The organism is Nocardia sp. NPDC004068 (genome assembly GCF_042874315.1).
Classification (GTDB): domain Bacteria; phylum Actinomycetota; class Actinomycetes; order Mycobacteriales; family Mycobacteriaceae; genus Nocardia.
The window spans coordinates 185,233-208,915 of record NZ_JBIAMW010000009.1; the positions used below are offsets into that span (position 1 = coordinate 185,233).

The window sequence follows — 23,683 nt, forward strand, 5'->3', positions numbered from 1 at the left end:
TAATCGTGCCGCGTATAGGGGGGACCACCCATGGCTCAGCCGTTTCCGTCCGCGATACCGCCGTATCCGACGCCGCCGCCCGGGTGGGGATCCGGTTATCCGGCGGGGAACGCTCGCGGTTCGGGCAACCCCCTCGCGGCTCTGGCGCTGGGGCTGGCGGCCCTGCTGATGACGGCGCACTGGATCTGGCGCTTCACCAAGTACGAGAAGTTCTACTGGAGCGACGCCAGCACCGTCCTCACGGTCCTGTTCGCCTTCACCGCCGCCCTCGTCCTCCTCGTCGGAAACCGTTCCGCCCGAACGAAACTCCTCGCCGCCGCCGCGACCGGCCTGATCCTGGCCCCCGATGTCAGCTTCCTCCTCACCACCCTCGACTCCCGCCTCCACTACGCGACGAGCCCCTGGGCCCTCGGCGGCTGGCTCGCCGTCCCCATCACCCTCCTGTCCCTCCTCGCCCTGATCCTGCTGCTGACCACCGCGACTCCCACCCCACCACCATCGGCCCCCGCATCGTGGCCGCAGCAACCGGTCGGCCCTCCCCCGAATATCGCGTGGCCGCAGCCAGTTCAGGCCCCGCCTGCGGTCGGGTATCAGCCGTCCCCGGGCCAAGCCGCGCCTGCGGACGGGTATCAGCCTGGCTCGGGCCAAGTGCCGTCCCCGAGCGGGTACCAGCCTCTCTCGGGCCAAACCCCGCCGCCGGGCGGGTATCAGCCTGCCTCGGGCCAAGCTTCGTCCCCGAGCGGGTACCAGCCTGTCTCCGGCCACGCCCCGTCGCCGGGCGAGTACCAGCCTCCCCAGGGCCAAGTCCCATCCCCGGGCGGGTATCAGCCTCCGCCGGGGTGGTAAGGGCACTGAGTGTCGGCGCTTATTCTGCCCGCATGGATACAGCCACCGATGTCACCGCCATTACGAATCTGATCGCGAGATATGCCGAACTCGTCGATACCGGGGATTTCGACGGGGTGGGTGAGCTGTTCGCCGAGGCGGTGTTCATCGGGGGCGGAGGGGTGGTGCGGGGCGGGGACGGGATCGCGGAGATGTTGCGGCGCACGGTGATTCGGTATGCGGATGGGACGCCTCGGACTCATCATGTGACGACGAATATCGCCGTCGAGTTCGAGGGAGAGGGTGTCGCGACGGCGCGGTCGTATGTGACCGTGTTCCAGGGCCTGCCGGAGCTGCCGTTGCAGGCCGTGGCGGCGGGACGGTATCGCGATCGCTTCGAAAGACGCGAGGGCCGTTGGCGATTCGTGGAGCGTCGGGTGGACATTCATCTCCGGGGCGATCTCAGCCGTCACCTGCGCGGGCAGCCGCTCGACGCCGAATCCGGGACTTAGCGCGTCACGAGGCGTTGTCGGTCGCCCGCTCCGGGAGCCAGTCGGTGGGCGTGGCGATCAGATCCGACAGCGCCGCATAGGCCGCACCGGTGGCGGACAATGACGAATCGGGTTGTCCCGCAATGATTTCCGGTGTCGTCCATCGGGCGGACAGGACTCGAGTGGACAGGTGGGCGCGCACGGGCGGGATGAGGAATTCGGACAGCTCACCGAGATGACCACCCAGGACGACGGCGGGAATATCGAGAAGGTTGACGACCGCCGACAGCGCGAGGGACAGCGCCCACGCGGCGCGGTCGAGCGCGGCGCGGGCCGCCGCGTCGCCACCACGGGCGCGGTCGGCGAGCGCGACGGGTCGCGTTCCGACGGGAAGGTTTGCGGCGCAAAGCAATTGGCTTTGACCCGCGTACAGCTCGAGACAGCCGCTGGAGCCGCACGGGCATTCGGGCCCGGTGGGGTCGACGGTGATGTGGCCGATCTCCCCGGCCCAGCCGTGACGACCGGTGATCACCTCGCCGCCCAACACCGCCGCGCCGCCGATGCCGGTCTCGCCGGAGACGTAGAAGAAGTCGCGCAGGGGTGCGGGGCGGCCGGGAGCCAGATCGGCTACCGCACGGGCCGCCAGATCCGCCTCGTTGCCGATCGAAAAAAGCAGGGCCGCAAGGGATTCCAGGTAGTCGACGGGTGCGATGTCGCGCCAGCCCAGATTGGGCGCGGTGAGCAGCAGACCGGTGCTGGTGTCGACGAGACCGGGCACGGCCAGGACGCCGCCGACGACACGGGCGTCCGCGGTCGCGGACAGCAGGTCGGCGCACAGTTCGTCGAGGGTCGCGAGGACGGTCGCCGGATCGCCGCCCCGAAAATCCCCGGTCGTCACGCGCTCGGCCAGTACCTCGCCGGTCAGGGCGATCACCCGCCCGGACAGACTGGTGGTATTCACCTGAAGCCCCAGCCCGGCGAATGTCCGCCCGGCGACAATCGGGGTCGCCGGACGCCCCCGGCCTCCACCCTGCGCCGGAATCCCTTCCGCCAGCACTCCCCCCGCGACGAGTTCGTCCACCCACCGCGCCGCCGTCGCCCGGGTCATCGACGTGACCCCCGCGATATCCGCCCGCGACAACGGTTCCGGCGCGCGCAGCACCGTCTGTAGGACGAGCGCCAGATTCGCCGCGCGGACCGTCGACTGACGCGCGCCGGTGCGCTGGACCGGCCAACTTCGGTGGGGCACGTGGTTGACCCTAGCCCACGGCGGAGTTAAGTTCACTCTCTGAACAAAATCGCGAGGAGGACACCGTGACTCGTCTGCCCACCGCGGAGGACAAATTCTCGTTCGGTCTGTGGACGGTCGGGTGGACGGGGGTCGATCCCTTCGGTACCGCGTCCCGCCCGGCGCTCGATCCGTGGGAGTACGCGGAGCGGCTCGCCGAACTCGGCGTGTGGGGCATCACCTTCCACGACAACGACGTGTTCCCCTTCGACGCGGACGAGGCGACGAAGGACCGGCGGGTGGCCCGATTGCGGGAGGTCACCGAGCGGGCCGGGTTGGTCATCGAGACGGTCACGACCAATACCTTCACCCATCCGGTCTTCAAGGACGGCGCGTTGACCGCCAACGATCGCGAGGTGCGCCGCTTCGGATTGCGAAAGATCCTGCGCGCCACCGATATCGCCGCGCGGGTGGGCGCGTCGACATTCGTCATGTGGGGCGGGCGGGAGGGCGCGGAGTACGACGGGTCCAAGGATCTGTTCGCCGCGTTCGAGCGGTATCGCGAGGGCGTGGACACCGTCGCCGCGTACATCAAGTCGCAGGGGTACGATCTGCGAATCGCGTTGGAGCCCAAGCCGAACGAGCCGCGCGGGGACATCCTGCTGCCGACCGTCGGCCACGCCCTGGGCTTCATCGCGCGGCTCGAGCACGGCGATATCGTCGGGCTCAATCCCGAGACCGGGCACGAGCAGATGGCGAACCTCAACTATTCGCACGCGCTGGCGCAGGCGTTGTGGAGCGGCAAGCTGTTCCACATCGATCTCAACGGGCAGCGCGGGTTGAAGTACGACCAGGATCTGGTGTTCGGGCACGGCGATCTGCTGTCGGCGTTCTTCACCGTGGATCTGCTGGAGAACGGCTTTCCCGCGCAGCCGGACGGGCCGCGTTACACCGGGCCGCGGCATTTCGACTACAAGCCTTCGCGCACAGAGCATTTCGCGGGGGTGTGGGAGTCGGCGCGGGCGTGTATGTCGACCTATCTCATGTTGGCGGAGAAGGCGCGGGCGTTCCGGGCGGATCCGCGCGTTCAGGAGGCGATGGCGTATTCGGGCGTGTTCGATCTCGCGCGGCCGACGCTCGGGGACGGGGAGTCGATCGCCGAATTCCTTTCCGCCGACGACGGTTTCGACGCGGAGAAGGCGGCTGAGCGCGATTTCGGGTTCGTGCGATTGCAGCAGTTGGCGGTCGAGCATCTGGTCGGGTCATGACGCTGGTCGCCGGGGTCGACTCCTCGACACAATCGTGCAAGGTGGTGGTGCGGGAGCTGGAATCGGGGCGGGTGGTGCGCGCGGGCAGTGCGCCGCATCCGACCGGGACCGAGGTGTGGCCCGAAAGATGGTGGGACGCATTGTGTTCGGCCCTCGGGGCGGCGGGCGGACTCGACGACGTCGCCGCGATCTCGATCGCCGGTCAGCAGCACGGCATGATCTGTCTGGACGCCGACGGACGGGTCGTGCGCCCGGCGCTGCTTTGGAACGACACCCGCTCGGCGGAAGCGGCCGACGATCTCGTGCGCGAGCTCGGGGCGGCGGAGTGGGCGGGCGCGGTCGGCACGGTTCCCGTTGCGTCGGTGACGGTTTCGAAGCTGCGCTGGCTCGCCGACCACGAACCCGAGCAGGCCGCCCGGATCGCCGCCGTCGCGCTGCCGCACGACTGGCTCACCTGGCGGCTGCGCGGCGGTTCGAGGCTGGACGAGCTGACCACCGACGCCTCCGATGCCTCGGGGACCGGCTATTTCGATCCGCGCACCCACTCCTATCGCCGCGACCTGCTCGGGCTGGCCCTGCGACGCGACGTGCGCGACATCGTGTTGCCGCGTGTTCTGGAGCCGGGTGAACGCGCCGCGACCGTCGACTCCCGGCTGGTGCTCGGGCCGGGTTGCGGCGACAATGCCGGGGCCGCACTGGGTCTCGGGATCGGGGCCGGGACCGCGATCCTGTCGCTGGGCACCTCCGGAGTCGTGGCGGCGGTCTCGGAATCGCCGGGCGCGGACCCGACGGGCGCGGTGGCCGGATTCGCCGATGCGACAGGGCGATTCCTGCCGCTGGCCTGCACCCTCAACGCCGCGCGGGTGCTCGAGGCCACCGCGGCCGTGCTCGGGGTGGAGCTGGGCGAGTTGGACGCGCTCGCGCTCGCCGCACCCGCGGGCGCCGGGGGTCTCGTGCACGTTCCGTATCTGGAAGGCGAACGCACGCCCAATCTTCCGCACGCCACCGGATCCCTGCACGGCATGACCCTCGCCTCGATGACCCGCGAGAATCTCGCGCGCGCCGCCGTGGAGGGGTTGGTGTGCCTGATGGCCGACGCCGCCGCCGCGCTGCACCGGCTGGGCATTCCCCTCGAACGGTTCGTCCTCGTCGGCGGGGGCGCGCGGTCGGCGGCAGTTCGGGAGATCGCGCCCGCCGTCCTCGCCGCGCCCGTCGACGTGCCGCCCCCGGGCGAATACGTCGCCGAGGGCGCCGCGCGACAAGCCGCCTGGGCATTGCTGGGCGGCGACCGACCCCCGGACTGGCCGCGCGCGGGGGTACGCACCTACTCGGCGACCCCGACCCCGGACCTGCTCACCCGGTACCGCTCCCACGCCGCCCACCACAGCCGCACCCCGTGTTCGGATCCGCACCCGTCGTAAGGCACCCCAGCCGCACCTCTTGTTCAGATCCGCACCCGTTGTATGGCACCCCAGCCGCACCCCTTGTTCGGATCCGCACCCGTTGTAGGGCACCCAGCCACACCCCTTGTACCGATCGGCACCCGTCGTAAGGCAGCACAGCCGCACCCTTTATTCGGATCCGCACCCGTTGTAAGGCTTTGTAAGGGGTGCGGATTCGAATAAGGGGTGCGGCTGGGTTCGTGGGCGGGGGTAACCGAACGGTGTCGGGGTGGGTGCGGGAGGGTTACGGGGGGTGTGGCGGGCGGGGGGTTGGGTCACGGTATGGTGACGATATTCGGGGGGAGGTGGGGGGATTTCACGGTTCTATTGCTACGTGGTTGCTGACGGGCATAGCCTCTAATTCCGTCAACCCGCGCAAACGGCTCGAGGGCCGTCGGTGTGGGAGCTGGGCGGGGACTTCGGTCGCAAGGGGCGAGCCATGAGCACACAGCAGTTGTCGGGCGATCCGGCTCGGGTGTTGGTCGTCGAACAGGATCCGGCCACCGCCGAGATGACGTTGCTGGTGCTGGCGGCGGCCGGGTTCGAGGCGGTGAGCACGAGAACCGGGGGGCAGGCGCTCAGTGCGGTCGATGTGTGGCATCCGGATCTGGTGTTGCTGGAACTGCTGCTGCCGGATCTGCCGGTGGCCGAGGTGTGTGCCCGGCTGCGGGTCGCGTCGCCCGCGCCGATCATGATCGTGTCCACCGAGACCGATCCGGACGTCATCGAGCTGGCGCTGGGCGCGGGCGCGTGCGATTACCTCGCCAAACCGTTCCGCACGCGGGAGTTGCTCACCCGCATCCACACTCGCCTGGGCGTCTGAGCTCAGCGGTTACGTCGCCACAGGGCCGCCGACAGCACGGTCGCGAACGCGCACCACCCCGGATACACCACCAGCGCCCGGCCGCTGCGGTCCACCGCCGCGACCCGCCGGGCCAGATCCGCGCTGCTCGCCGTGAGCGCCCCAGCCACCGCGGTCGCCGCGCCCAGCCGATGCGCCCGGAAGAACACCCACGTCCAGCTCGCGTTCAACACCAGATTCACCGCCAGGGCCCGCCGCAGCGAACGCGCCTCCGCCTCGGTCGCCCGGTCCAGCGCCCGCGCGCTGGTCACCGCGATATCCCCGTACAGCAGCGTCCACACGATCGGAAACGCCGCCCGCGGCGGCTGGAACCACGGCTTGCGCACCCGCTGATACCACCGCGACCCGGTCCCCGCCGCGAGCGATCCGACCGCGGCCGCCGCCGCGACCCCGGCCCCCGTCTCCGCGAGATGACGCCCCTCCCCCACGACCGCAGCACCCATGACCACCTCTTTCGTCGACCGGACCGTTTGGCGAGCGGTACCCGCGAAACGTCCGGTTATCCCGAATTCAGTACGTCACCGCCACGGCCACCAGGCCGACGCTGGTAGCCGCGAAGGACACCGCGCTCACCACCCGATACCCGAGATTTCCGGTGAGTTGCTCGCGAAAGGCCAAGGGCAGGAACAGGGTCGGGTTGAGCAGGGTGCCGAATACGAGTACGGGGACGATCCAGGCGGCGGGGCGCGGCACGGCGGTGCCGACCGCGATCAAGATCACGCCCATGATCACGTAGTCGAGGTGGGCCTGGAGGATGCGGCGCGGGCTGATGACACCCAGCCGTTCGAACAGGCGCGGCGCGGCGTGCGTACCCGCGACGACCCAGCCGAACAGCGCGCCGAAGGCCAATTCCAGTAGTCCGATGTGTACCAGCATGTTCCGCCCCCAGGGTCGACCGTCTCGGGACGTCAGCGTAGTCAGCCGGGCTACTGGACCGACCAGCCGCCGTCCGAGGCGAGGATCTGGCCGTTGATATTGGCGCTGTCGTCGGACAGCAGCCAGGTGATCGAGGCGGCGAGGGATTCGGCGGTGGTCACCGGGGGGATGAGGGCCTGGAAGGGGGCGAGGCGCTGGTGGGCGAAGTCGGAGTCGAAGCGGCCCTCGATGCCGGTGGCGGTCGGGCCGGGAGCGACGGCGTTGACGCGAATTCCGTTGGGGCCGTAGAGGAATGCGGCGCTCTTGGTGAGGCCGACCACGGCGTGCTTGGAGACGGTGTAGGCGGTTCCGGCGGCATTGCCGCGCAGGGCCGCCTCCGAGGCGACGTTCACGATCGAACCGCGCCCGGCGGCAAGCATTTTCGTGACGACGGCGCGGCTGAGCTTGAACGTGCCGGTGAGGTTCACCGCGAGGACCCGCTCCCACACGTCGTCGCCCACCTCGTGCAGCGGCAGCATGCCGTCCATGATTCCGGCGACATTGGCCAGGCCGTCGACGGTGTCCCCCGCCGCGGCGACGATGCGGGCGATATCGGCGTCGGCGGTGATGTCGCCACCGACGGCGACGACCGCGTCCCCGGCCAGCGCGTCGAGCCGATCGGCCGCCACGTCGACGGCCACCACACGGCCACCCTCGGCGAGAATCCGTGCGGCGGTGGCCTTTCCGATGCCCGAGCCCGCACCGGTGACGATGATCGTGCGTCCGGCGAAGCGGGCGGCGGGGGCGGGTTCGTCCGCCTCGACGGGCATGACGCCGCCATTGGCACGGGCGACGAGACCGTCGACCGCCTCCTGGCTGAGCTGCCCCTGACTCAGGCCGACGAGGGAGTTCAGCGGGAGGTTGGCGATCTGCCGCAAGACGCTCCGATCGTGTCCCATCGACGCGAGCAGTTCCTCGATGACCGCGCTCCCCGCCGGATCGTCGAGCCAGCGCCCGATGGTGTCTTTCCCCGTGAGCGGCCGAGCGTCGGCAGTCATCGCATTCCTCTCGTCGTGGACCGCCAATTGTATCAGTGACAGATGTATCTAACCCGGATGAATCGGTAGCTGATAAATTCGGCCGGTGGATGTCCGTGAGCTGCACCACCTCATCGCCTACCTGACCGACCTCGCCCGGCAGGTCAGCGTGAACCCCGACGAACCCCCGGCCTCGCTGGGCGAGATCGCCGTGGTCGACGACATCGTGACCAATCCCGGCAGCTCGGTGCGGGACATCACCGAACGCACCGGATTCGTGCAGAGCCACGTCTCGACCACGATCGCCCGCCTGTCCGAGCGCGGCCTCGTCACCACGGCCGCCGACCCCGCCGACCGCCGCCGCACCCTGGCCCACCCCAGCGACGCGCTGCTGAGCCTGATCGAGGAACGAGCGTCCCGGACCGTGCACGCGGCGCTCGCGAAACGCTTGGGCGACAAGGCGTCCGCGGCACGGGCCGGACAACTGCTCGACGAACTCGCGCGGTTGCTCCTGGAGTAATGAGGGGCCGTCCCGCACCCGTCCGCGGGCGCGAGGCGGCCGCCCCGACTGTCAGGCGGCGATGGATATCGAGGTGAGTTCCAGGAATTCGTCCAGCCCCTCGGGCCCGAACTCGCGGCCGATACCGCTGGCCTTGACGCCGCCGAACGGCGCGGCCGGATCCATGCTGTAGGGCTGGTTGATTCCCAGTGTGCCGCTGCGTATTCGGCGCGCGACGGCCAGGCCCCGCTCGATATCGGGGGTCCAGACCGAGCCGGACAGGCCGTAATCGGTGTCGTTGGCGATGCGCACGGCCTCGTCCTCGTCGTCGTAGGCGAACACGCCGAGCACCGGGCCGAAGATCTCCTCACGGGCGATGCGCATGCCCGGGGTGACGTCGGTGAACAGGGTGGGCCGGACGTACCAGCCGCGCTCGACGCCCTCGGGCGGTTCGACGCCGCCGACCAGCAGCCGCGCGCCCTCGCGCACACCCTGATCGATGTAGCCGCGCACACGGTCGCGCTGCCGCCGGGTGACCATCGGCCCGATACGGGTATCGGGATCGAACGGGTCACCGACGGTGAGCGTCTCGATCATCTCCACCAGCGCGTCGGTGTACTCTCGAACATGCTTGCGCGGCAACAGGATCCGGGTCTGCGCCACGCACGCCTGCCCGCCGTTCATCAATCCGGCCACGGCCATCCCCGTGGCGACCACGACGGGATCGGCGTCGTCGAGCACCACCGCGGCCGACTTGCCGCCCAGTTCGAGCCCGACCCGGCGCAGCCGCGGCGCGCACGCCGCCGCGACCTCCTTACCCGCGGCCGTCGACCCGGTGAAGGAGACCTTGTCCACGCCCGGATGCGCGACGAGGTGACGGCCGATCTCCCGATCGCCGGGCAGGATGCTCACCACCCCGGGCGGCAGGTCGAGGTCGGTGAGCAGATCGGCCATGAGGTAGGCGTCCAGCGGCGTCTCCGGCGACGGTTTGAGCACGATCGCGCAACCGGCCAGCAGCGCGGGAATCAGCTTGGCCACGATCAGGAACATCGGCATGTTCCACGGCACGATCGCGCCGACCACCCCGATCGGCGTGCGCCGCACCGTGATCGGGCCGCCGAACGCGCCCGGCCGCGTCTCCTGCCAGGGATGCCGCGCGGCGAGGTCGGCGAACGCGCCCATCATCGCGCCGGGCAGCCGCGCGTGCGCCGACCGGGAGAACGTGATGGGCGCGCCCATCTCGGCGGTGACGAGCCGGGCGAGTTCCTCCTGCCGCGGCTGGTAGCGCGCGAGCAGCGCCCGGACGACCGCGATCCGTTCGCTCGGATCCGCACGCGGCCACGGACCCTCGTCGAAGGCCGCGCGCGCGGCCGCGACCGCGCGATCGACATCGGCGGGTCCGGGCGCGGCGACGCGCGCCACGAGTTCCTCGGTGTGCGGGGAGATCACCTCGAGGGTGTCGCCGGTGCTCGGGGCGACCCAGTCACCGCCGATGAACAACTGCTGCCGGGTGTCCATGAATCACGCTGTCCGCGAGGCGATCTGGCGATAGAACCGCACCGTCGGCGGTGGGTCGGTGCGCAGCCCCCGCGGCGGCGAGAACGCCCCCGCCCTGGTGGATTCGGCCAGCCGGGCCCGCACCGCGCCGATGTCGTCGGCCTCGATCTCGTAGATGGCGACGAAAACCCCGTCGTCCGAGAGGGATTCGAAGCGGCGGGCGGCGATGATGCCCTCGATGCCGAGCATCTCCTTCATATGGGTGTGCTCGTACCAGGTGTGGTAGGCGGCCGCCTCCTCGGCGGAACCGGGCTGGGATTCGACGTAGAGGATTCCCTTGGCCATTGCTGTCTCCTTGTCGGCGTCGGTCAGGGCCGTTTGACGATGCGGCCGTCCTTCATGACGAACCGCACGTCCTGGACCGTGGTGATATCGGCGGTGGGATCGCCGGGGACGGCGATGATGTCGGCGAGCAGGCCGGGCGCGAGCCGTCCGCGATCGTCGGCGCCGATGAGTTCGGCGCTGGTGACGGTCGCGGCGCGCAACGCCTGGGCCGGGGTCATGCCGCGATCGACCAGGGCCCACAGCTCCTTGGCGTTGTCGCCGTGCGGAACCGCGGGAGCGTCGGTGCCGCAGGCGATCTTGACGCCCGCCGCGATCGCCTTGCGCAGCGTCTCGCGCGCCCTCGGGAAGACCTCGGCGGCCTTCTTCCGCAGGGCGGGTGCGGCTTTGGAGACGTCGAGCCCCTCGGACAGATAGCTGGTCGGCACCAGGAACGTGCCGTGCTCGACCATCATCGCGATGGTGTCGTCGGTGGCCAGCGATCCGTGTTCGATGCAGTCGACCCCGGCCCGGACGCACGCGCGGATTCCGGCGTCGCCGTGGGCGTGCGCGGCGACCCGGACCCCGGCGCGATGGGCCTCGTCGACGATCGCGGCGAGTTCCTCGTCGGAGTACTGCTGCGCCCCGGCCACGGTGCCGTGCGACATCACCCCGCCCGAGGCGGAGATCTTGATGACCTCCGCACCGTATTTGATCTGGTACCGGACGCATTCGCGGACCTGGGGCACGCCGTTGGCCCGCCCCTCCTCCACACTCACCGGCATGATGTGCGGGGCCAGGCGCTGGAACATGGTCGGATCCAGATGCCCGCCGGTCGGGGTGACCGCGTGCCCGGCCGCCACGATGCGCGGCCCCTCGACCCAGCCCTGCTCGATGGCCCGGTGGAGGTCGACGTCGAGCAGGTAGCCGCCCGTCTTCACCATCAGCCCGAGGTTGCGCACGGTGGTGAACCCGGCGTGCAGGGTGGTCCGCGCGTTCACGGTGGCGCGCAGCGTCCGGTACACCGGATCGTCCTGCACGCCGTGCATCGGGTTCGGCAGGCCGGTCGGGTTGTCCGGGCCGCCGATGAGCAGGTTGATCTCCATATCCATCAACCCGGGCAGCAGGGTGACATCGCCCAGGTCGACGATCGTGGCCGCGCGCGGCAGTTCGGGCGGATCGATCGCCTCGATCACGTTGTCCCGCACCACGATCACCGCCGACTCGAGCACCTCGCCGGTGTCGACGTCGACCCGCCGATCCGCGCGCAGCACGATGCTCGGCGCGCTCACGGGATCGGCTCGATCACGCAGTCCAGCGTCGCGGCCCCGGTGTCGGGGATGCGCGGCTGGCTCCAGACCTCCACCGGGAACGACACGGTGATCATCGAATACAGCAGGTGCATCAGGTTGCGCACCTCGTCGGGCAGCTCGTCGAGCGGGAACTTGTCGCAGTAGGCGAGGGCGTCCTCGGCGCGCGGGGTGACGGCGTCGTAGAACCGTTGCATCTCGTCCATCGAGCTCGCCAGGCGGCGGGCGTAGCGCTCGGGTTCGGTTGGCAGACACCAGGTTCGGGCGAACGGCTCGAGGTCGGCGAATTCGGGGGGCAGCAGCGTGTCCGACATCAGCGCACCGCCTGCGCGCGTTCGGTGCGGTAGTCCTCGACCCAGTCCGCGGCCACCTTGTGCAGATGCCGCAGCAGGATCTCCTGATCGTTGAGCGGAAACGCCGTCACCGCACGGGATTCCAGCATGAGCTGCGTCGCCTCCAGGGTGGAGCTGTCCTGCAGGCCGTACTCCTTGAACGTCACCGCGGCCATCTCGTGCGCGACGCGGTCGCGCGCGCCGCGCGACGGCGGGAAGTACAGGTTGCCCTCGAAGATGTGGGTGTTGTGCGAGGTCGGCCAGTAGTGGTAGGTCAGATACCAGCCGCCGGACCAGATCAGGATCACGAAATTGGGCCAGAGCTGGAACGAATCCAGCCCCCACGGATCGCATTTCGCGGGATTGAGGCCCGCGGGCATCGGCCCGAGATCCGGTGTGTCCCACGGCCCGAACAGTCCGCTGCGGGTGATGTCCTCCATGGGTTTGCGCATGGTGGGATCGAGCTCCCAGGTGACCACGCCCGACGTGCTGACCAGCCGGTGCGGACCGTCGAGCCGGTAGTGCGGCGCCTCGAACCCGGCCTGCTGGGCGGCGATGGAGTAGTTGTCCGGCGTCTGCTTCCCGTGCAGCACGGGCGCGTGATAGAACTCCTGGAACGCGTCCATGTACAGCTTCCAGTTCGCGCCCACCTCGGAGCGGTAGCAGAAGCGCTCGGTGAGCGTGTCGAACGGATAGCCCTCGAGCCCGATGATCATGGGCCCCAGGAACTCTCGCAGCGATTGGCGCGGTTCGCGGGCCAGGTTGACGAAGATGAAGCCCGACCACACCTCGCAGTGCACCGGCACCAGCCCGAACCGCGCCTTGTCCAGGTCGAAGAACTCCTCCTCCTGCTGCACGAAGGTCAGCGCGCCGTCGAGTCCGTAGCGCCAGCCGTGGTACTTGCAGGTGAACTGGCGGCAGGTGCCGGAGACCTCGTCGCGCGGGATCTCGTCCCAGACCAGCTTGTTGCCGCGGTGGCGGCAGATGTTGTGGAAAGCGTTCACCGTGCCTTCCTTGTCGCGCACGACGATGACCGAGGTGTGCGCCGCGTGGATCTCCTTGGTGAAGTAGCTGCCGGTGCGCGGAAGCTGTTCCACGCGACCGACATTGAGCCAGGCGCGTTTGAAGATCGCCTCCCGCTCGAGGTCGAAGTACTCCGGCGAGATGGAGTCCTCGTAGGACATCGGGGCGGTGCCGAGTTCCGGGTAGTGCTGGGTCCAGCTGCCTTCGGCGGGCTTGGGCCAACGAGGCATGGTGTTCTCCTGGAGGGACGGGGTTATCGGATCGGCTCGTCGCCGAGCACGGTGGTGCGCAGCATTTCTCGCGGCGAATCGGGGTCGTAGGGCGCGGCGCGGTGGATGACGCCGCGGTTGTCCCAGAGGACGGTGTCGCCGACGGACCATTCGTGGCGGTAGACCCGCTCGGGGGTGGTGCAGCGGCGCAGCAGATCGTCCAGCAGCGCCCGGCTCTCGTCCGGATCCATCCCGACGACGTGATCGGTGGACGCGCCCAGCACCAGCGAGCGGCGGCCCGACTTGTGCGTCCAGATCAGCGGATGCTCCTTGCTGGGGCGACGCCGCCACGCGGCCAGCTGCTCGGGCGACGGGTCGGGGGTGACCAGCCGCTGCGACGCTTCCAGCGAATGCACCACCCGCAGCGTCGCGAAGCGTTGTTTCTCCTCGTCGCTCAGCGTGTCGAAAGCCTTGTAGGTGGAGGCGAATTCGGTTTCGCCGCCGCGCTCGGCCACGGCCTTCGCGGTGAGCATGGTGGCCTTCTGCGGGTAGGCGTCGTCCTGCGGGGTGCAGCCGTCGATGTGCCAGTCGAAGGTCGCGCGCAGGTAGCTCGCCGAGGAGTTCTTGGTCGTGTCGAGGCTGACCCGGTAGATGCCCGGGACCGGGTGGTGGCCGGGTTCGGTGTCGATCTCGCCGAGCCTGCGGCAGAACGCGACCTGGGTCTCCGGATCCAGGTGCAGGTCACGGAACACCAGCACGCCGTAGGTCTCGAGCGCGTCCAGGACGGCGTCGCCCAGCGTGTCGTCGGTGAGCAGCCGCTCCCGGTCGAGCCCGCGGACCTCGGCGCCGACCTGCGAACCGAGCGGCTCGATGGTTGTCGTCATCGCACTCTCCTCATGGCAGCGGCTCGGCGATCCGCGTGATCTCGGCGTCGGCGCTGTCGGTGGGTTTGATCTGCTGGAAGATCTCGACCGCCATGGCGACCATCACCAGCGAATACACCAGGTGCAGCAGGTTCAGGGCGTCCTCGGGCAGCTCGTCGAGGGGGAACTTGTCGCAGTAGGCGATGGCCTCGTCCAGGCGCGGCAGGAACGCGTCGTGGAAGGCGATCAGCTCGGGCATGGTGCTGGCCATGCGCCGGGCCCAGCGCTCGGATTCGGTTGCCAGACACCAGGTTCGGGCGTACTCCTCGAATTCGGCGAACCCCGGGGGGAGTTTTTTCTCCGGCATCGCGCTCACACTCCCGCGAATTCGCTCTGGTAGCGGGCGACCCACTCGCCGACCGCCCGGTGGAAGTGCCGCACGAGGATCTCCTGATCGTTGACCGGGAAGTGGGTGAGACCCGCTGTGCGGTAGGCGGATTCGAGTGCGGTCTGGGTGCCGGTCAGCATGCCCGCGTCCTGGAGCGCGAACTCCTTGAACACGACCGACGCGACCTCGTGCTCCACGCGTTCGCGGACCGTGCGCGCGGGCTGGTAGGCCAGCACGCATTCGAAGCGGTGGCTGTTGTGGGAGGTCGGCCAGTAGCGGTAGAGCAGGTACCAGCCGCGGTAGATGAGGATCTCGATATTGGGGAAGATCTGGAAGTTGTCGATCCCCCACGGCTCGATCCGGCCGGGATTCAGGCCCCCCGGCGGCTCACCCAGGTCGGGCGACTCCCACGGCCCGACCAGGCCGCTGCGGGTGATCCGCTCGATCGGGTACATGTATTCCGCGGGCTGGGTCCAGCGCCGCGGCCCGCCGGTGGAGACCATCCGGTGCGGGCCGTCGACCTGGAAGTGCGCGCATTCGAAGCCCTTTCCGGTGCGCACCGGGTTCGGGATCTGCTGCGGGTGCAGGCCGGGCACGTGGTAGTACTCCTGGAACGCGTCCGCGAACAGCTTCCAGTTGCTGCGGTTGTCGGCGGTGAACTCGTACCACTCGGTCATCCGGTCGAACGGGTAGCCGTCGAGCGCGGTCACCATGGGCCCCAGGAACTCTCGCAGCGTCTGGCGGGGTTCGCGGTCGAGGTTGACGAACACGAATCCGGCCCACACGTCGCAGTGCACCGGGACCAGTCCCGACGCGCTCGGGTCGAGGTCGAAGAACTCGTCCTGCTGCTGCACGAACGCCAGCGAACCGTCCAGGTTGTAGCGCCAGCCGTGGTACTTGCAGGTGAACTGGCGGCAGGCGCCCGCCACCTCCGCGGTCGGAAACTCGTTCCACACCAGCTTGTTTCCGCGATGGCGGCACACATTGTGGAAGGCGTTGATCGAGCCGTCCCGGTCGCGCACCACGACGATCGAGGTGCGGGCCGCCTCGATCTCCTTGGTGAAGTAGCTTCCGGTGCGTGGAAGCTGTTCCACGCGACCGACATTGAGCCACGCGCGTTTGAAGATCGCCTCGCGCTCGAGTTCGAAGAACTCCGGGGACACCGAATCCTCGAACGAGATCATCGACGTGCCGAGCTCGGGATAGTGCTCGGTCCAACTGCCCTCGGCGGGCTTGGGCCACTGGGTCACGGTCGTTCCTCCGTATCCGGTCGCGGAAGTGTCGGCGGCAGTGCCATATCGGGGTCGAGTTGCAGGCCGACGCTGTTGAACACCAGCGCCAGGCACAGATAGGAACCGGCGACGAACAGCAGTTCGAGCGTGCGGCGGGGGTCGAAGTGGCGCACCAGCTCCGCCCAGGTGCCGTCGTCGAGGCCGTGCCGGTCGAGCAGCTGGTCGACGGCGGTCAGCAGCACGCGTTCCAGCGGCGACCACACCGGGGCGTCCGGGCCGTGGGCGACGGCCTCGATCCGCTCGTCGGTGAGTCCGGCCCGGGAACCGATGAGCGCGTGCTGCGCCCATTCGTAGGCCGAGCGCGTGCGCCAGGCGACGCGCAGGATCACCAGTTCGCGGTGGCGGGGGTCGAGCGCGGAGCGCTCCAGCAGCGCGCCGTTGTAACTCAGCCAGGCCCCGGCCAGTTCGGCGTGGTGGCCGAGGACGCCCAGCACATTCGGCATCCGGGGGGCGTCGGGCGCGCCGGACAGATAGCGGTCGGCGAGACTCACCTTGCCGCGCAACGACTCTCGCGCCCGCTCGTCCCAGTGCTCGGCGGCCAGCGGGGTCAGCCGCGGCGTCATATGACGGACCCCCCGTTCACGCCGAGCACCTGGCCGGTGATGTAGCCCGCCTGCTCCGAGCACAGGAACAGGCAGGCCGCGGCGATATCGTCACCGGAACCCAAGTGCCCCACCGGAATCGCGGCGGCCATCCGGTCGTTGTCGGGCAGGTGCCCGGCCTCCTGCGAGCGGCGCGACATGGGCGTGTCGATGCCCGAGGGCGGGATGGTGTTGACCGTGATGCCCCGGCTCGCGAATTCGCGCGCGAGGGCCTTCGTCATGGCGACGACCGCGCCCTTGGCCGCGGTGTAGTGCACCATGCCCGGCGAGCCGCGCTGCGCGCTGGACGAGGAGATCGTCACGATCCGTCCCCACCCGCCGCGCACCATGTCGGGGATCGCCGACTGCACGCAATGGAACGTCCCGGTCAGGTTGACCTCCACGATCCGGTGCCAGTCGGCGGCAGTGATCTCGGTGAACGGCGCGAAACCCACCACACCCGCGCTGGTCACGAGGATGTCGATCGGGCCGAATTCGGCGCGCACCTTGTCCAGGGCCGCGTCGACCGCGGCCCGGTCGGTCACGTCCACGCCGCACGCCGTGGCCGCGCCGCCCGCCGACCGCAGCTCCTCCGCGAGCTGTTCGGCGGCGGTGGCGTCGATGTCCAGCACGGCGGTGCGGTGGCCGTGCGCGGCGAAGGTCCGGCAGACGGCCGCTCCCATCCCGGACGCGCCGCCGGTCACCACCGCGACCCGGCCGTCGGCTGTCGGTCTGCTCATGATCCGGCTCCCTCCACCGGTCGAAGACGCTGCGCCACAAGGGTTTCCAGCGGCCAGGGCATATCCTGCGGAGCCGCTCAGCGAGTTAGTCGACTGCCTAAATTAGGCAAGTGATTAAGGTATACGGCAGGTCGTCGGCGACTGTCAACAGGCTTCGAACAGACTTGCGGGAACCCGCCGTACACTGAGCTGCGACCGTGCGCGTCGCGCGGCACAGGAGGCCCGCAGATGAAACCGGCCCGCAGCGCCGACCCGGACAACTCCCCCACCCGCGCTGCCCTGCTGGACGCGGCCCAGGAGCTCATGCTCGAGGAGGGGTACGCCGCGGTGAGCACCCGCCGCCTCGCCGCGCGGGCGGGCGCCAATCCCGCGCTCGTGTACTACTACTTCGGCACGATGGACAATCTGTTCATCGAGTTGTTCCGCCGCGGCGCCGAGCGCAGTTACCGGCTCCAGGTCGAGGCGCTCGACGACCCGCAACCGTTGTGGGCGCTGTGGGAGGCGATCCACGATCAGTCCCAGACCGCACTGACCATGGAGTTCGTCGCCCTGGCCAACCACCGCAAGGCCATCCGGGCCGAGATCGCGGCCTCCTCCAAGCGTTTTCGCGAACTCCAACTCGACGCCGTCACCAAGATCCTCGCGGGGTACGGCCACGAGTCCGTCGTGCACACCCCCGCGGCGGTGGTGCTGTTGATGTCGAGCATCTCCCGGTTCTTGCGGATGGAGGAGGCGTTCGGCGTGGACGCGGGCCACGAGGATGTGGTTCGGCTCATCGAGGGGTTCCTGCGTGAGGTGGAGGGCGAACGGCGGCGCTGACCGGTCGATTCTGTCGGTGCGAGACGTGTTTATCCGCCCGGACATTCGTATTTCGGATGGCCCCGGCGTTCTTGTTCGCTTTCCGCACTGACCGATTCGCCCAGTCTCGGCAGACTGGGCAGGCGACTTCTTCGATGCGGGCGCGTTCAGGACGTGAGCGAACCCCGCACGATCTACCCGGTCGTCGGAGGCGAGTCATGACTTCGCTACTGGATTCGAACACGGTTTCCACCACTCGAGCACGCCGGGGCAGCGACCCTTACGACGGCATCGAGCCCTGGCTGGAGAAGATGGCGGCACTGCCCGAGCACGATCCGGAGCGCTCCCGGCTGCGCACCGACATCGTGGGCCGCTGCCTGCCGCTGGCCGAACACATCGCCCGCCGCTACACCGGACGCGGCGAGACCTACGAGGACCTGTACCAGGTGGCCTCGGTCGGACTGCTGCTGGCGGTCGACCGATTCGACGCCGGGAAGGGCTGCTCGTTCCTGGCCTTCGCGGTGCCCACGATCATGGGCGAGGTTCGCCGGCACTTCCGCGACCGCACCTGGGCGGTGCGGGTGCCGCGGCCCACCAAGGAATTGCAGTCGGCCCTGGGCCCGGTGATCGAACGCCTCTCCCAGCGGTTGCATCGCATGCCGACCGCGTCCGAGCTGGCCGCCGAACTCGACGTCGATCTGCTCGAGATCACCCAGGCCCTGCTGGCGGCCAACGCCTACAACACCGACACCATCGACGGGCCGTCCGACGACGCCGATCGCGAGCCGGGCACGTCGCGGGTGATGGAGGAACTCGGCGGCGTGGACGGCGGCTACGAACTCACCGAGAACGCCCTCGCGGTCGCCCCGCTGCTGGCCGCCCTGCCCGAGCGGGAGCGGCACGTGCTGCAATGGCGCTTCTTCGAGAACCTCACCCAGACCCAGATCGCCCAGCGCCTGAGCATCTCCCAGATGCAGGTCTCCCGCATCATCACCAAGACGCTGGCCACCCTTCGGGAGGACGTACTGCGGGACTGAGCGCGTTTCCGCCCGTCGATCGCGGGTACCGTCGGAAGGAGGACTCGGGGGCGGTGACGGAAGCGGAGGCGTATGCGGAATCTCTCGTTCGACAGTGACGACCTCACCGCGACCGAGGAGTTCCTCAACGACGCCTACACCTCGATGAGCATCGGCAACACCGGCGTGCGCCGCGTGCGCACCCGGATCCGCCGCGACATGCTGGGCCCGGTCAGCCTCGACCGCCTGGACCTCGGGTTCGACATGAGCTACGAGGCCGAACCGCTGCACAAGGTGTGCCTGTGCACGGTGGAGGCCGGCTCGATCGAGGAGAACTACCACGACACCGGCGTCGACGAGTTCGGCCCCGGTGACGTCGGGCTGCTCACCCCGCCGCAGCTGCCCTACAGCGGGGTCGTCCGCTCGGCGCGCTACGGCATCACCATGTTCGACCCCGCGCTGCTCGACCGCGTGGCCGCCACCGCCGGGGAGAAGACCCCGCTGCGCTTCCGCGGGCACCGGCCCGTCACCCCCGCGGCCGGACGCCGCCTCGCCGAGGTGATCGCCCATCTGCAACGCACGGCCGCGGACCCCGAGGCGGCGGCCAGCGACCTGGTCACCGCCACCGCGATCGACTATCTGGCCGCCACGGTGTTGGACACCATGCCCACCACGGCGGTCGCCGACCCCACCGCGACCGACCGCCGCGACGCGCACTCCGACACCCTGCGCCGCGCGATCGCGTACATGGAAAGCCGTCTGCGCGAAGACATTTCGATCGCCGACATCGCCACCGCGATCTTCGTGACCCCCCGGGCCGTGCAGCTGGCGTTCCGCCGCCACCTGGACACCACCCCCACGGCCCACCTCCGGCGCCTGCGCCTGGCCGCCGCCCACGAGCATCTGCTCGCCGCCGATCCGGGCGATGGGACGACGGTCGCGTCGGTCGCCTACACCTGGGGTTTCGCCCATCCGGGCCGGTTCGCCATCGACTATCGCCGCGCCTACGGGCAGAGCCCGCTGACCACTCTGCACGCCTGAATCCTGTGATGAGAATCATGTTTCCCCTTAGCTGGGCTATATTTGCGCGGTGTTGCCAGCTAGATTCTCCGAGATCCGAACACGGATTCTCGCCATCGCCCTCGTGCCGAGCCTGGTGCTGCTCGTCATCGGGGTCGTCCTCGCCGCCTACCTGACCGCTCAGGGGCGGCACGCGAGGCAGTTCTCCGACACCTTCAGCGCGTACCGTGAATCGGCGCACGATCTGATCCTCGCCGTCGAGCAGGAGCGGTTCCAGTCGCTGTGGCAGCTGGCGGGCAACGAGCCCAATCCGCGCGAATTGGCCGCGGCGCGAGCGGCTTTCGACGAGACGCTGCGCAAACAGGTTGCCACCCAGGGACATCTGGCCGCCGCGGGCGGATCGATGAACGATTCGATCAGCGCGTTCAACCAGTTGCAGGCCAAGCTGCCGCAGTTGCGCGGCGGGGTGGACCACGGCACGCTGCCGCCCGCGGACGCCTACCACTTCTTCAGCGCGCTGCTCGACTACGGCGACGAGAGCGTCGCCGCGCTCGGCCAGAGCGAGAACGTGCCCGATCCGACCTCGACGCTGCGGCTCATGCAGACCGTGAGCCTGCTGCACGTCGTGGAGGCGAACGCGCGGGCCGCCGCGCTCACGGTGACCGCGGCAGGTCCGGCCGGGCTGCCGGCGGATCTGGTGGAGGAGTATCGCGATCAGGTCGGGGCGTATCGCGTCGCGCTCACCCAGGTGGCGGTCGCGCTGCCGCCGGAGCTGAGCAAGCGGGCCACCGACATCGTGGCCTCGTCCGCCTGGCAGCAACTGGGCGCGATGGAGACGGCACTGCTGACGCCCGCGAAACCCGGTGCGGCGCAACTGCCGATGAGCGTCACCGACTGGCGCGGCGTGGCGACCCACGTCAACGAGCAACTGCTCACCCTGTGGTCGGATCTCTACCAGGCCGCGCAGGACCACGCCCGCGCCGCGGCCACCGACAAGGCGAACAACTCCCTGCTCGCGGGCGCGCTCACCGCCGCGGTGGCGATCGCGGCCTTCGTGCTGTCGCTGCTGCTGGCGAATCGGCTGATCGGGCGGCTGAAGCGATTGCGCACCGAGACGCTGGCCCTGGCCGAGGAGCAATTGCCCGAGACCATGCGCAAACTCAGCGCCGGGGAGCGCGTCGATCCCGAAACCGACAGCGCGCGTTTGGATTTCGGCTCCGACGAGATCGGTTCGGTGGCCAGCGCGTTCAATCGCGCGCACACCGCCGCGGTCACCGCGGCCGTGACCGAGGCCCGCACCCGCGAGGGCGTGCGCGCGGTGTTCCTCAATATCGCCCAGCGCTCCCAGCTCGTGGTGCACCGCCTGCTGGAGATCCTCGACGACGCCGAACGGCGGCAGGAGGATCCGGAGGTGCTCGAGATCCTGTTCCGCCTCGACCACCTGGCGACCCGCGAGCGGCGCAACGCCGAGAACCTGATCATCCTCGGCGGCGGCCGGCCCGGCCGGAAATGGCGACGACCGGTGGACCTGCTGGAACTCGTGCGCAGCGCGGTGGCGGAGACGCTGGACTACGCGCGCGTGCACACCGGGCGGCTGCCGCGGGTGTTCGTCGCCGGCGACGTGGTGGCCGACCTGATCCACCTGCTCGCCGAACTCGTCGACAACGCCACCGCGTTCTCCCCGCCGGGCTCGCGGGTCGAGGTGAGCGGCGGCATCGCGGGCAAGGGCGTCATCGTCGAGATCGGCGACCAGGGCACCGGCATGACCCCGGAGGACCTCGCCCGCGCCAACGCCATGCTGTCACGGCCGCCGGACTTCGCCGTGGCCACACTGTCCTCGGATTCCCGCCTGGGCCTGTTCGTGGTCGCGAGATTGGCTGTGCGGCATGGTATCTCGGTGAAGCTGTCCGATTCGGTCTACGGCGGGGTACGGGCGATCGTGCTGATCCCGAACGCCCTGATCACCACCGGTCCGGCGGCGGCCGACGGGCCCGAACAACCCGCGCTCGCCGAGCATTCGCCCGGGGCGCTCATCTCGGCCATGCGCGCCGGGGAGGTCGCGGAGACGCCGGTGGGTTAGGTTGCGGGGGTTGGCGTGGCGCCCACCGCGCCGACGACGAAGCACAGCCCAAACGCGTCCACGGCCGGGATCTCCGGCGTCCCGGGCGCGACGCCGTGATGCGGCTGGTCAGAATGACCGCCCTCGCGATCGTGGAGCCGACCGAGTGCAAGCCACGCTGGTGGCGGCTTCGCCCTCGACACGTTCTCCAGCACGACCGTCGGCATTGCGGCGTAGCAGATGCCGACGCCCACCGAGCCGACGCAGATGCCGAGCATCAGTTGCTAGCGTGCGTTCACGAGGGCCGCGCCGTACGCGTACCGGTTCGCGCACGGGGGATCGTGCGCGACGCGGCGGACTGATCGCTCTGGCCCTGATCCGAACTTCCGCCCGGGACCACCCTTAGGACGCCCCGAAATATGCGGTCAGCGCGTCGTTCACCGCCGTCGTAGCCGCCGCGGTCCCGACCGACAAGCTAGCCGCACCCAACTTCCTGAGAAGACGGTCGCGCCATTTCTCCACCTCGGGTCCCTGCACTCGGCCACCAGGGCGTCCTGCGGCCATCGCGTCCACCTCCAGCGCGGTGCGAAGTTTCTCGATGTCATCATTCATCAGGCCGACATCCGCCAGGCGGTCGAACAGCTCGGACCTGCCCGCGCTATCGATCGTCTGCTCGAAATCCGAGCTGCTCACCGCGATATTTGCTTCTCGGTAATTATAGAAATTATTGGTCATCTTGACCGGATCGTCCGGCTTTGAATCCATTTTCCGCTCCTCTATTGTGATGGTCTTGACATATTCCGAGAAGGTTCCGGGCGATAGGTGAAGGCGTCCGGAATCCGAACGCGAACACAATCCATAGTCCATCAACGGATTGATTCCCACAATCGGGCTACCGCCATTGGCGATGTCGACCAGCGCGCGTAACATGTCATCGGCCGCGATCGTGCGGATGATGGAATCGAAGTACGAGGTGAAGGTCGGCATGATTCGGTCCGACAACGTGCGGATGTTCCCATCCTCCCACAACTCCTGCAACACGAGTTCGAGCAGGTAGGGTATACCACCTGCGAGCGAGTGCAGCAGCTCGTAATGGCGGTCGGTGAGCCCGTTCGGCCAGCCCCTGCCGATCATTTCGGCCCTCCCGGCCGGGCCGAAGGGCCTGAGCGCCATCATTGTGGCGACATTGGCGAGATTCGACAGATTCACTACCCGCTCCTCGATCCGCTCGAGCCGTCGGCGGCACAGAAAGAGCGCGGTCATGCCGAACAGGTGCGGTTTGTAGATGATCTCCCGGATTATCCGAATAGAGAAGAAGGGTTCCTTCGTCGAATCGACGGTGTCGAACTCGTCGAAGATGACCACCGTATTCAGTTCGCGCGCTCGCCGGGACCGTAGGACCTCCTTGAGCGCGTCACGCATGTCCTCGAATTGGTCTCCCATGGTCCAGGTGCGTTGGTCCACCAAGCCCAGGACCGCGCCGACGATCGATGTACGCGGGCCCAGCGTACTCACATCGATCCAGTGGACAGCGGTCCGTTCTCGGTCCTCGACCTCGTCGACGAGGGCGGTGGCGAGGGAGGTCTTACCCATCCTCGGCATCCCGACCAGGGCGCGGCTGCTCGTTCCCCGACCGACCGGCAATAGCCTCGCCAATTCCCCACCGCGACCGACGAACCGCGCGCCCGTCGCTACCGTTCCCACTTCCGAGTACGGATTGAACATCA

The 23,683-nt window shown here is 69.1% G+C and carries 26 protein-coding genes; 10 read left to right on the plus strand and 16 right to left on the minus strand.

The features are described 5' to 3' along the window. Nucleotides 1-30 precede the first annotated feature (30 nt). Together ACFYTQ_RS23605 and ACFYTQ_RS23610 are read left to right on the plus strand one after the other, a co-directional pair. On the plus strand, nt 31-846 hold the full coding sequence (locus ACFYTQ_RS23605) for a hypothetical protein (protein WP_387364759.1): 816 nt from the start codon (nt 31-33) through the stop codon (nt 844-846). Between the two features lie 32 nt (nt 847-878). Beyond that, the gene (locus ACFYTQ_RS23610) at nt 879-1,337 is read left to right on the plus strand and encodes a nuclear transport factor 2 family protein (RefSeq protein WP_387364762.1); all 459 of its coding nucleotides are present in this window, start codon (nt 879-881) and stop codon (nt 1,335-1,337) included. Nucleotides 1,338-1,341: 4 nt separating this feature from the next. On the opposite strand, the gene ACFYTQ_RS23615 is transcribed toward ACFYTQ_RS23610, so the two are convergent. Then, nucleotides 1,342-2,565 (minus strand): ROK family protein, encoded by a 1,224-nt coding sequence (locus tag ACFYTQ_RS23615; RefSeq protein WP_387364765.1) that lies wholly within the window; start codon nt 2,563-2,565, stop codon nt 1,342-1,344. Nucleotides 2,566-2,630: 65 nt separating this feature from the next. Here ACFYTQ_RS23615 and xylA point away from each other — a divergent pair, with 65 nt between their 5' ends. From xylA to ACFYTQ_RS23630, 3 genes are all read left to right on the plus strand, one after another. Then, complete coding sequence (xylA, locus tag ACFYTQ_RS23620; protein WP_387364768.1) at nt 2,631-3,812, plus strand: xylose isomerase; 1,182 nt, start codon at nt 2,631-2,633, stop codon at nt 3,810-3,812. Next, nucleotides 3,809-5,233, plus strand: coding sequence for a xylulokinase (gene xylB, locus ACFYTQ_RS23625; RefSeq protein WP_387364771.1), 1,425 nt, complete (start codon nt 3,809-3,811; stop codon nt 5,231-5,233). Before xylA ends, xylB begins: the two co-directional genes overlap by 4 nt. 460 nt (nt 5,234-5,693) lie before the next feature. Further along, a complete protein-coding gene (locus ACFYTQ_RS23630) occupies nt 5,694-6,077 on the plus strand; it encodes a response regulator (protein ID WP_387364774.1) in 384 nt (127 codons plus the stop codon). Nucleotides 6,078-6,079: 2 nt separating this feature from the next. Here ACFYTQ_RS23630 and ACFYTQ_RS23635 read toward each other — a convergent pair whose 3' ends face one another. From ACFYTQ_RS23635 to ACFYTQ_RS23645, 3 genes are all read right to left on the minus strand, one after another. Continuing rightward, a complete protein-coding gene (locus tag ACFYTQ_RS23635; protein ID WP_387364777.1) occupies nt 6,080-6,559 on the minus strand; it encodes a TspO/MBR family protein in 480 nt (159 codons plus the stop codon). Between the two features lie 67 nt (nt 6,560-6,626). Beyond that, the gene (locus ACFYTQ_RS23640; protein ID WP_387364780.1) at nt 6,627-6,992 is read right to left on the minus strand and encodes a hypothetical protein; all 366 of its coding nucleotides are present in this window, start codon (nt 6,990-6,992) and stop codon (nt 6,627-6,629) included. 50 nt (nt 6,993-7,042) lie between these two features. Continuing rightward, complete coding sequence (locus tag ACFYTQ_RS23645) at nt 7,043-8,029, minus strand: SDR family NAD(P)-dependent oxidoreductase (RefSeq protein WP_387364783.1); 987 nt, start codon at nt 8,027-8,029, stop codon at nt 7,043-7,045. 85 nt (nt 8,030-8,114) lie between these two features. On the opposite strand from ACFYTQ_RS23645, the gene ACFYTQ_RS23650 reads away from it, so the two are divergent. Continuing rightward, nucleotides 8,115-8,528, plus strand: a complete 414-nt coding sequence (locus ACFYTQ_RS23650; protein WP_387364785.1) for a winged helix DNA-binding protein — start codon at nt 8,115-8,117, stop codon at nt 8,526-8,528. A gap of 51 nt (nt 8,529-8,579) precedes the next feature. Here the strand turns inward: ACFYTQ_RS23650 and ACFYTQ_RS23655 are convergent, their stop codons facing one another. From ACFYTQ_RS23655 to ACFYTQ_RS23700, 10 genes are read right to left on the minus strand one after another with little or no spacing between them, the layout of a single operon-like run. Beyond that, nucleotides 8,580-10,025, minus strand: coding sequence for an aldehyde dehydrogenase (locus ACFYTQ_RS23655; protein WP_387364788.1), 1,446 nt, complete (start codon nt 10,023-10,025; stop codon nt 8,580-8,582). A gap of 3 nt (nt 10,026-10,028) precedes the next feature. Then, the gene (locus ACFYTQ_RS23660) at nt 10,029-10,349 is read right to left on the minus strand and encodes a hypothetical protein (protein ID WP_387364791.1); all 321 of its coding nucleotides are present in this window, start codon (nt 10,347-10,349) and stop codon (nt 10,029-10,031) included. A gap of 23 nt (nt 10,350-10,372) precedes the next feature. Next, entirely contained in the window at nt 10,373-11,617 is a 1,245-nt protein-coding gene (locus ACFYTQ_RS23665) for an amidohydrolase family protein (protein WP_387364794.1), read from the minus strand. Continuing rightward, the gene (locus tag ACFYTQ_RS23670) at nt 11,614-11,949 is read right to left on the minus strand and encodes a hypothetical protein (protein WP_387364797.1); all 336 of its coding nucleotides are present in this window, start codon (nt 11,947-11,949) and stop codon (nt 11,614-11,616) included. Before ACFYTQ_RS23670 ends, ACFYTQ_RS23665 begins: the two co-directional genes overlap by 4 nt. Continuing rightward, nucleotides 11,949-13,220 carry an aromatic ring-hydroxylating dioxygenase subunit alpha gene (locus tag ACFYTQ_RS23675; protein WP_387364800.1) on the minus strand — a complete coding sequence of 424 codons (1,272 nt, stop codon included), beginning with the start codon at nt 13,218-13,220 and terminating at the stop codon, nt 11,949-11,951. The genes ACFYTQ_RS23670 and ACFYTQ_RS23675 overlap by 1 nt, the downstream gene beginning before the upstream one ends. 23 nt (nt 13,221-13,243) lie before the next feature. After that, nucleotides 13,244-14,083: a TauD/TfdA dioxygenase family protein gene (locus ACFYTQ_RS23680; RefSeq protein WP_387364803.1), complete on the minus strand. Its 840-nt coding sequence runs from the start codon at nt 14,081-14,083 to the stop codon at nt 13,244-13,246. Between the two features lie 10 nt (nt 14,084-14,093). Then, complete coding sequence (locus tag ACFYTQ_RS23685; protein WP_387364806.1) at nt 14,094-14,429, minus strand: hypothetical protein; 336 nt, start codon at nt 14,427-14,429, stop codon at nt 14,094-14,096. A 5-nt stretch (nt 14,430-14,434) separates the two neighbouring features. Beyond that, nucleotides 14,435-15,700, minus strand: a complete 1,266-nt coding sequence (locus ACFYTQ_RS23690; protein WP_387364808.1) for an aromatic ring-hydroxylating dioxygenase subunit alpha — start codon at nt 15,698-15,700, stop codon at nt 14,435-14,437. Then, entirely contained in the window at nt 15,697-16,305 is a 609-nt protein-coding gene (locus tag ACFYTQ_RS23695) for a carboxymuconolactone decarboxylase family protein (RefSeq protein WP_387364811.1), read from the minus strand. Before ACFYTQ_RS23695 ends, ACFYTQ_RS23690 begins: the two co-directional genes overlap by 4 nt. Continuing rightward, nucleotides 16,302-17,063, minus strand: coding sequence for an SDR family NAD(P)-dependent oxidoreductase (locus ACFYTQ_RS23700; protein WP_387364815.1), 762 nt, complete (start codon nt 17,061-17,063; stop codon nt 16,302-16,304). Before ACFYTQ_RS23700 ends, ACFYTQ_RS23695 begins: the two co-directional genes overlap by 4 nt. 228 nt (nt 17,064-17,291) lie before the next feature. Here ACFYTQ_RS23700 and ACFYTQ_RS23705 point away from each other — a divergent pair, with 228 nt between their 5' ends. From ACFYTQ_RS23705 to ACFYTQ_RS23720, 4 genes are all read left to right on the plus strand, one after another. Continuing rightward, nucleotides 17,292-17,882 carry a TetR/AcrR family transcriptional regulator gene (locus ACFYTQ_RS23705; RefSeq protein ID WP_387364817.1) on the plus strand — a complete coding sequence of 197 codons (591 nt, stop codon included), beginning with the start codon at nt 17,292-17,294 and terminating at the stop codon, nt 17,880-17,882. A 197-nt stretch (nt 17,883-18,079) separates the two neighbouring features. Continuing rightward, on the plus strand, nt 18,080-18,898 hold the full coding sequence (locus ACFYTQ_RS23710) for a SigB/SigF/SigG family RNA polymerase sigma factor (RefSeq protein ID WP_387364820.1): 819 nt from the start codon (nt 18,080-18,082) through the stop codon (nt 18,896-18,898). A gap of 72 nt (nt 18,899-18,970) precedes the next feature. After that, nucleotides 18,971-19,918: a helix-turn-helix transcriptional regulator gene (locus tag ACFYTQ_RS23715; RefSeq protein ID WP_387364823.1), complete on the plus strand. Its 948-nt coding sequence runs from the start codon at nt 18,971-18,973 to the stop codon at nt 19,916-19,918. A 49-nt stretch (nt 19,919-19,967) separates the two neighbouring features. Continuing rightward, entirely contained in the window at nt 19,968-21,977 is a 2,010-nt protein-coding gene (locus tag ACFYTQ_RS23720; protein WP_387364826.1) for a nitrate- and nitrite sensing domain-containing protein, read from the plus strand. Here ACFYTQ_RS23720 and ACFYTQ_RS23725 read toward each other — a convergent pair. Both ACFYTQ_RS23725 and ACFYTQ_RS23730 read right to left on the minus strand, forming a co-directional pair. Further along, a complete protein-coding gene (locus ACFYTQ_RS23725) occupies nt 21,974-22,234 on the minus strand; it encodes a hypothetical protein (RefSeq protein WP_387364829.1) in 261 nt (86 codons plus the stop codon). The genes ACFYTQ_RS23720 and ACFYTQ_RS23725 overlap by 4 nt on opposite strands. Before the next feature lie 124 nt (nt 22,235-22,358). Next, the gene (locus ACFYTQ_RS23730; RefSeq protein WP_387364832.1) at nt 22,359-23,681 is read right to left on the minus strand and encodes an AAA family ATPase; all 1,323 of its coding nucleotides are present in this window, start codon (nt 23,679-23,681) and stop codon (nt 22,359-22,361) included. Nucleotides 23,682-23,683: the final 2 nt, after the last annotated feature.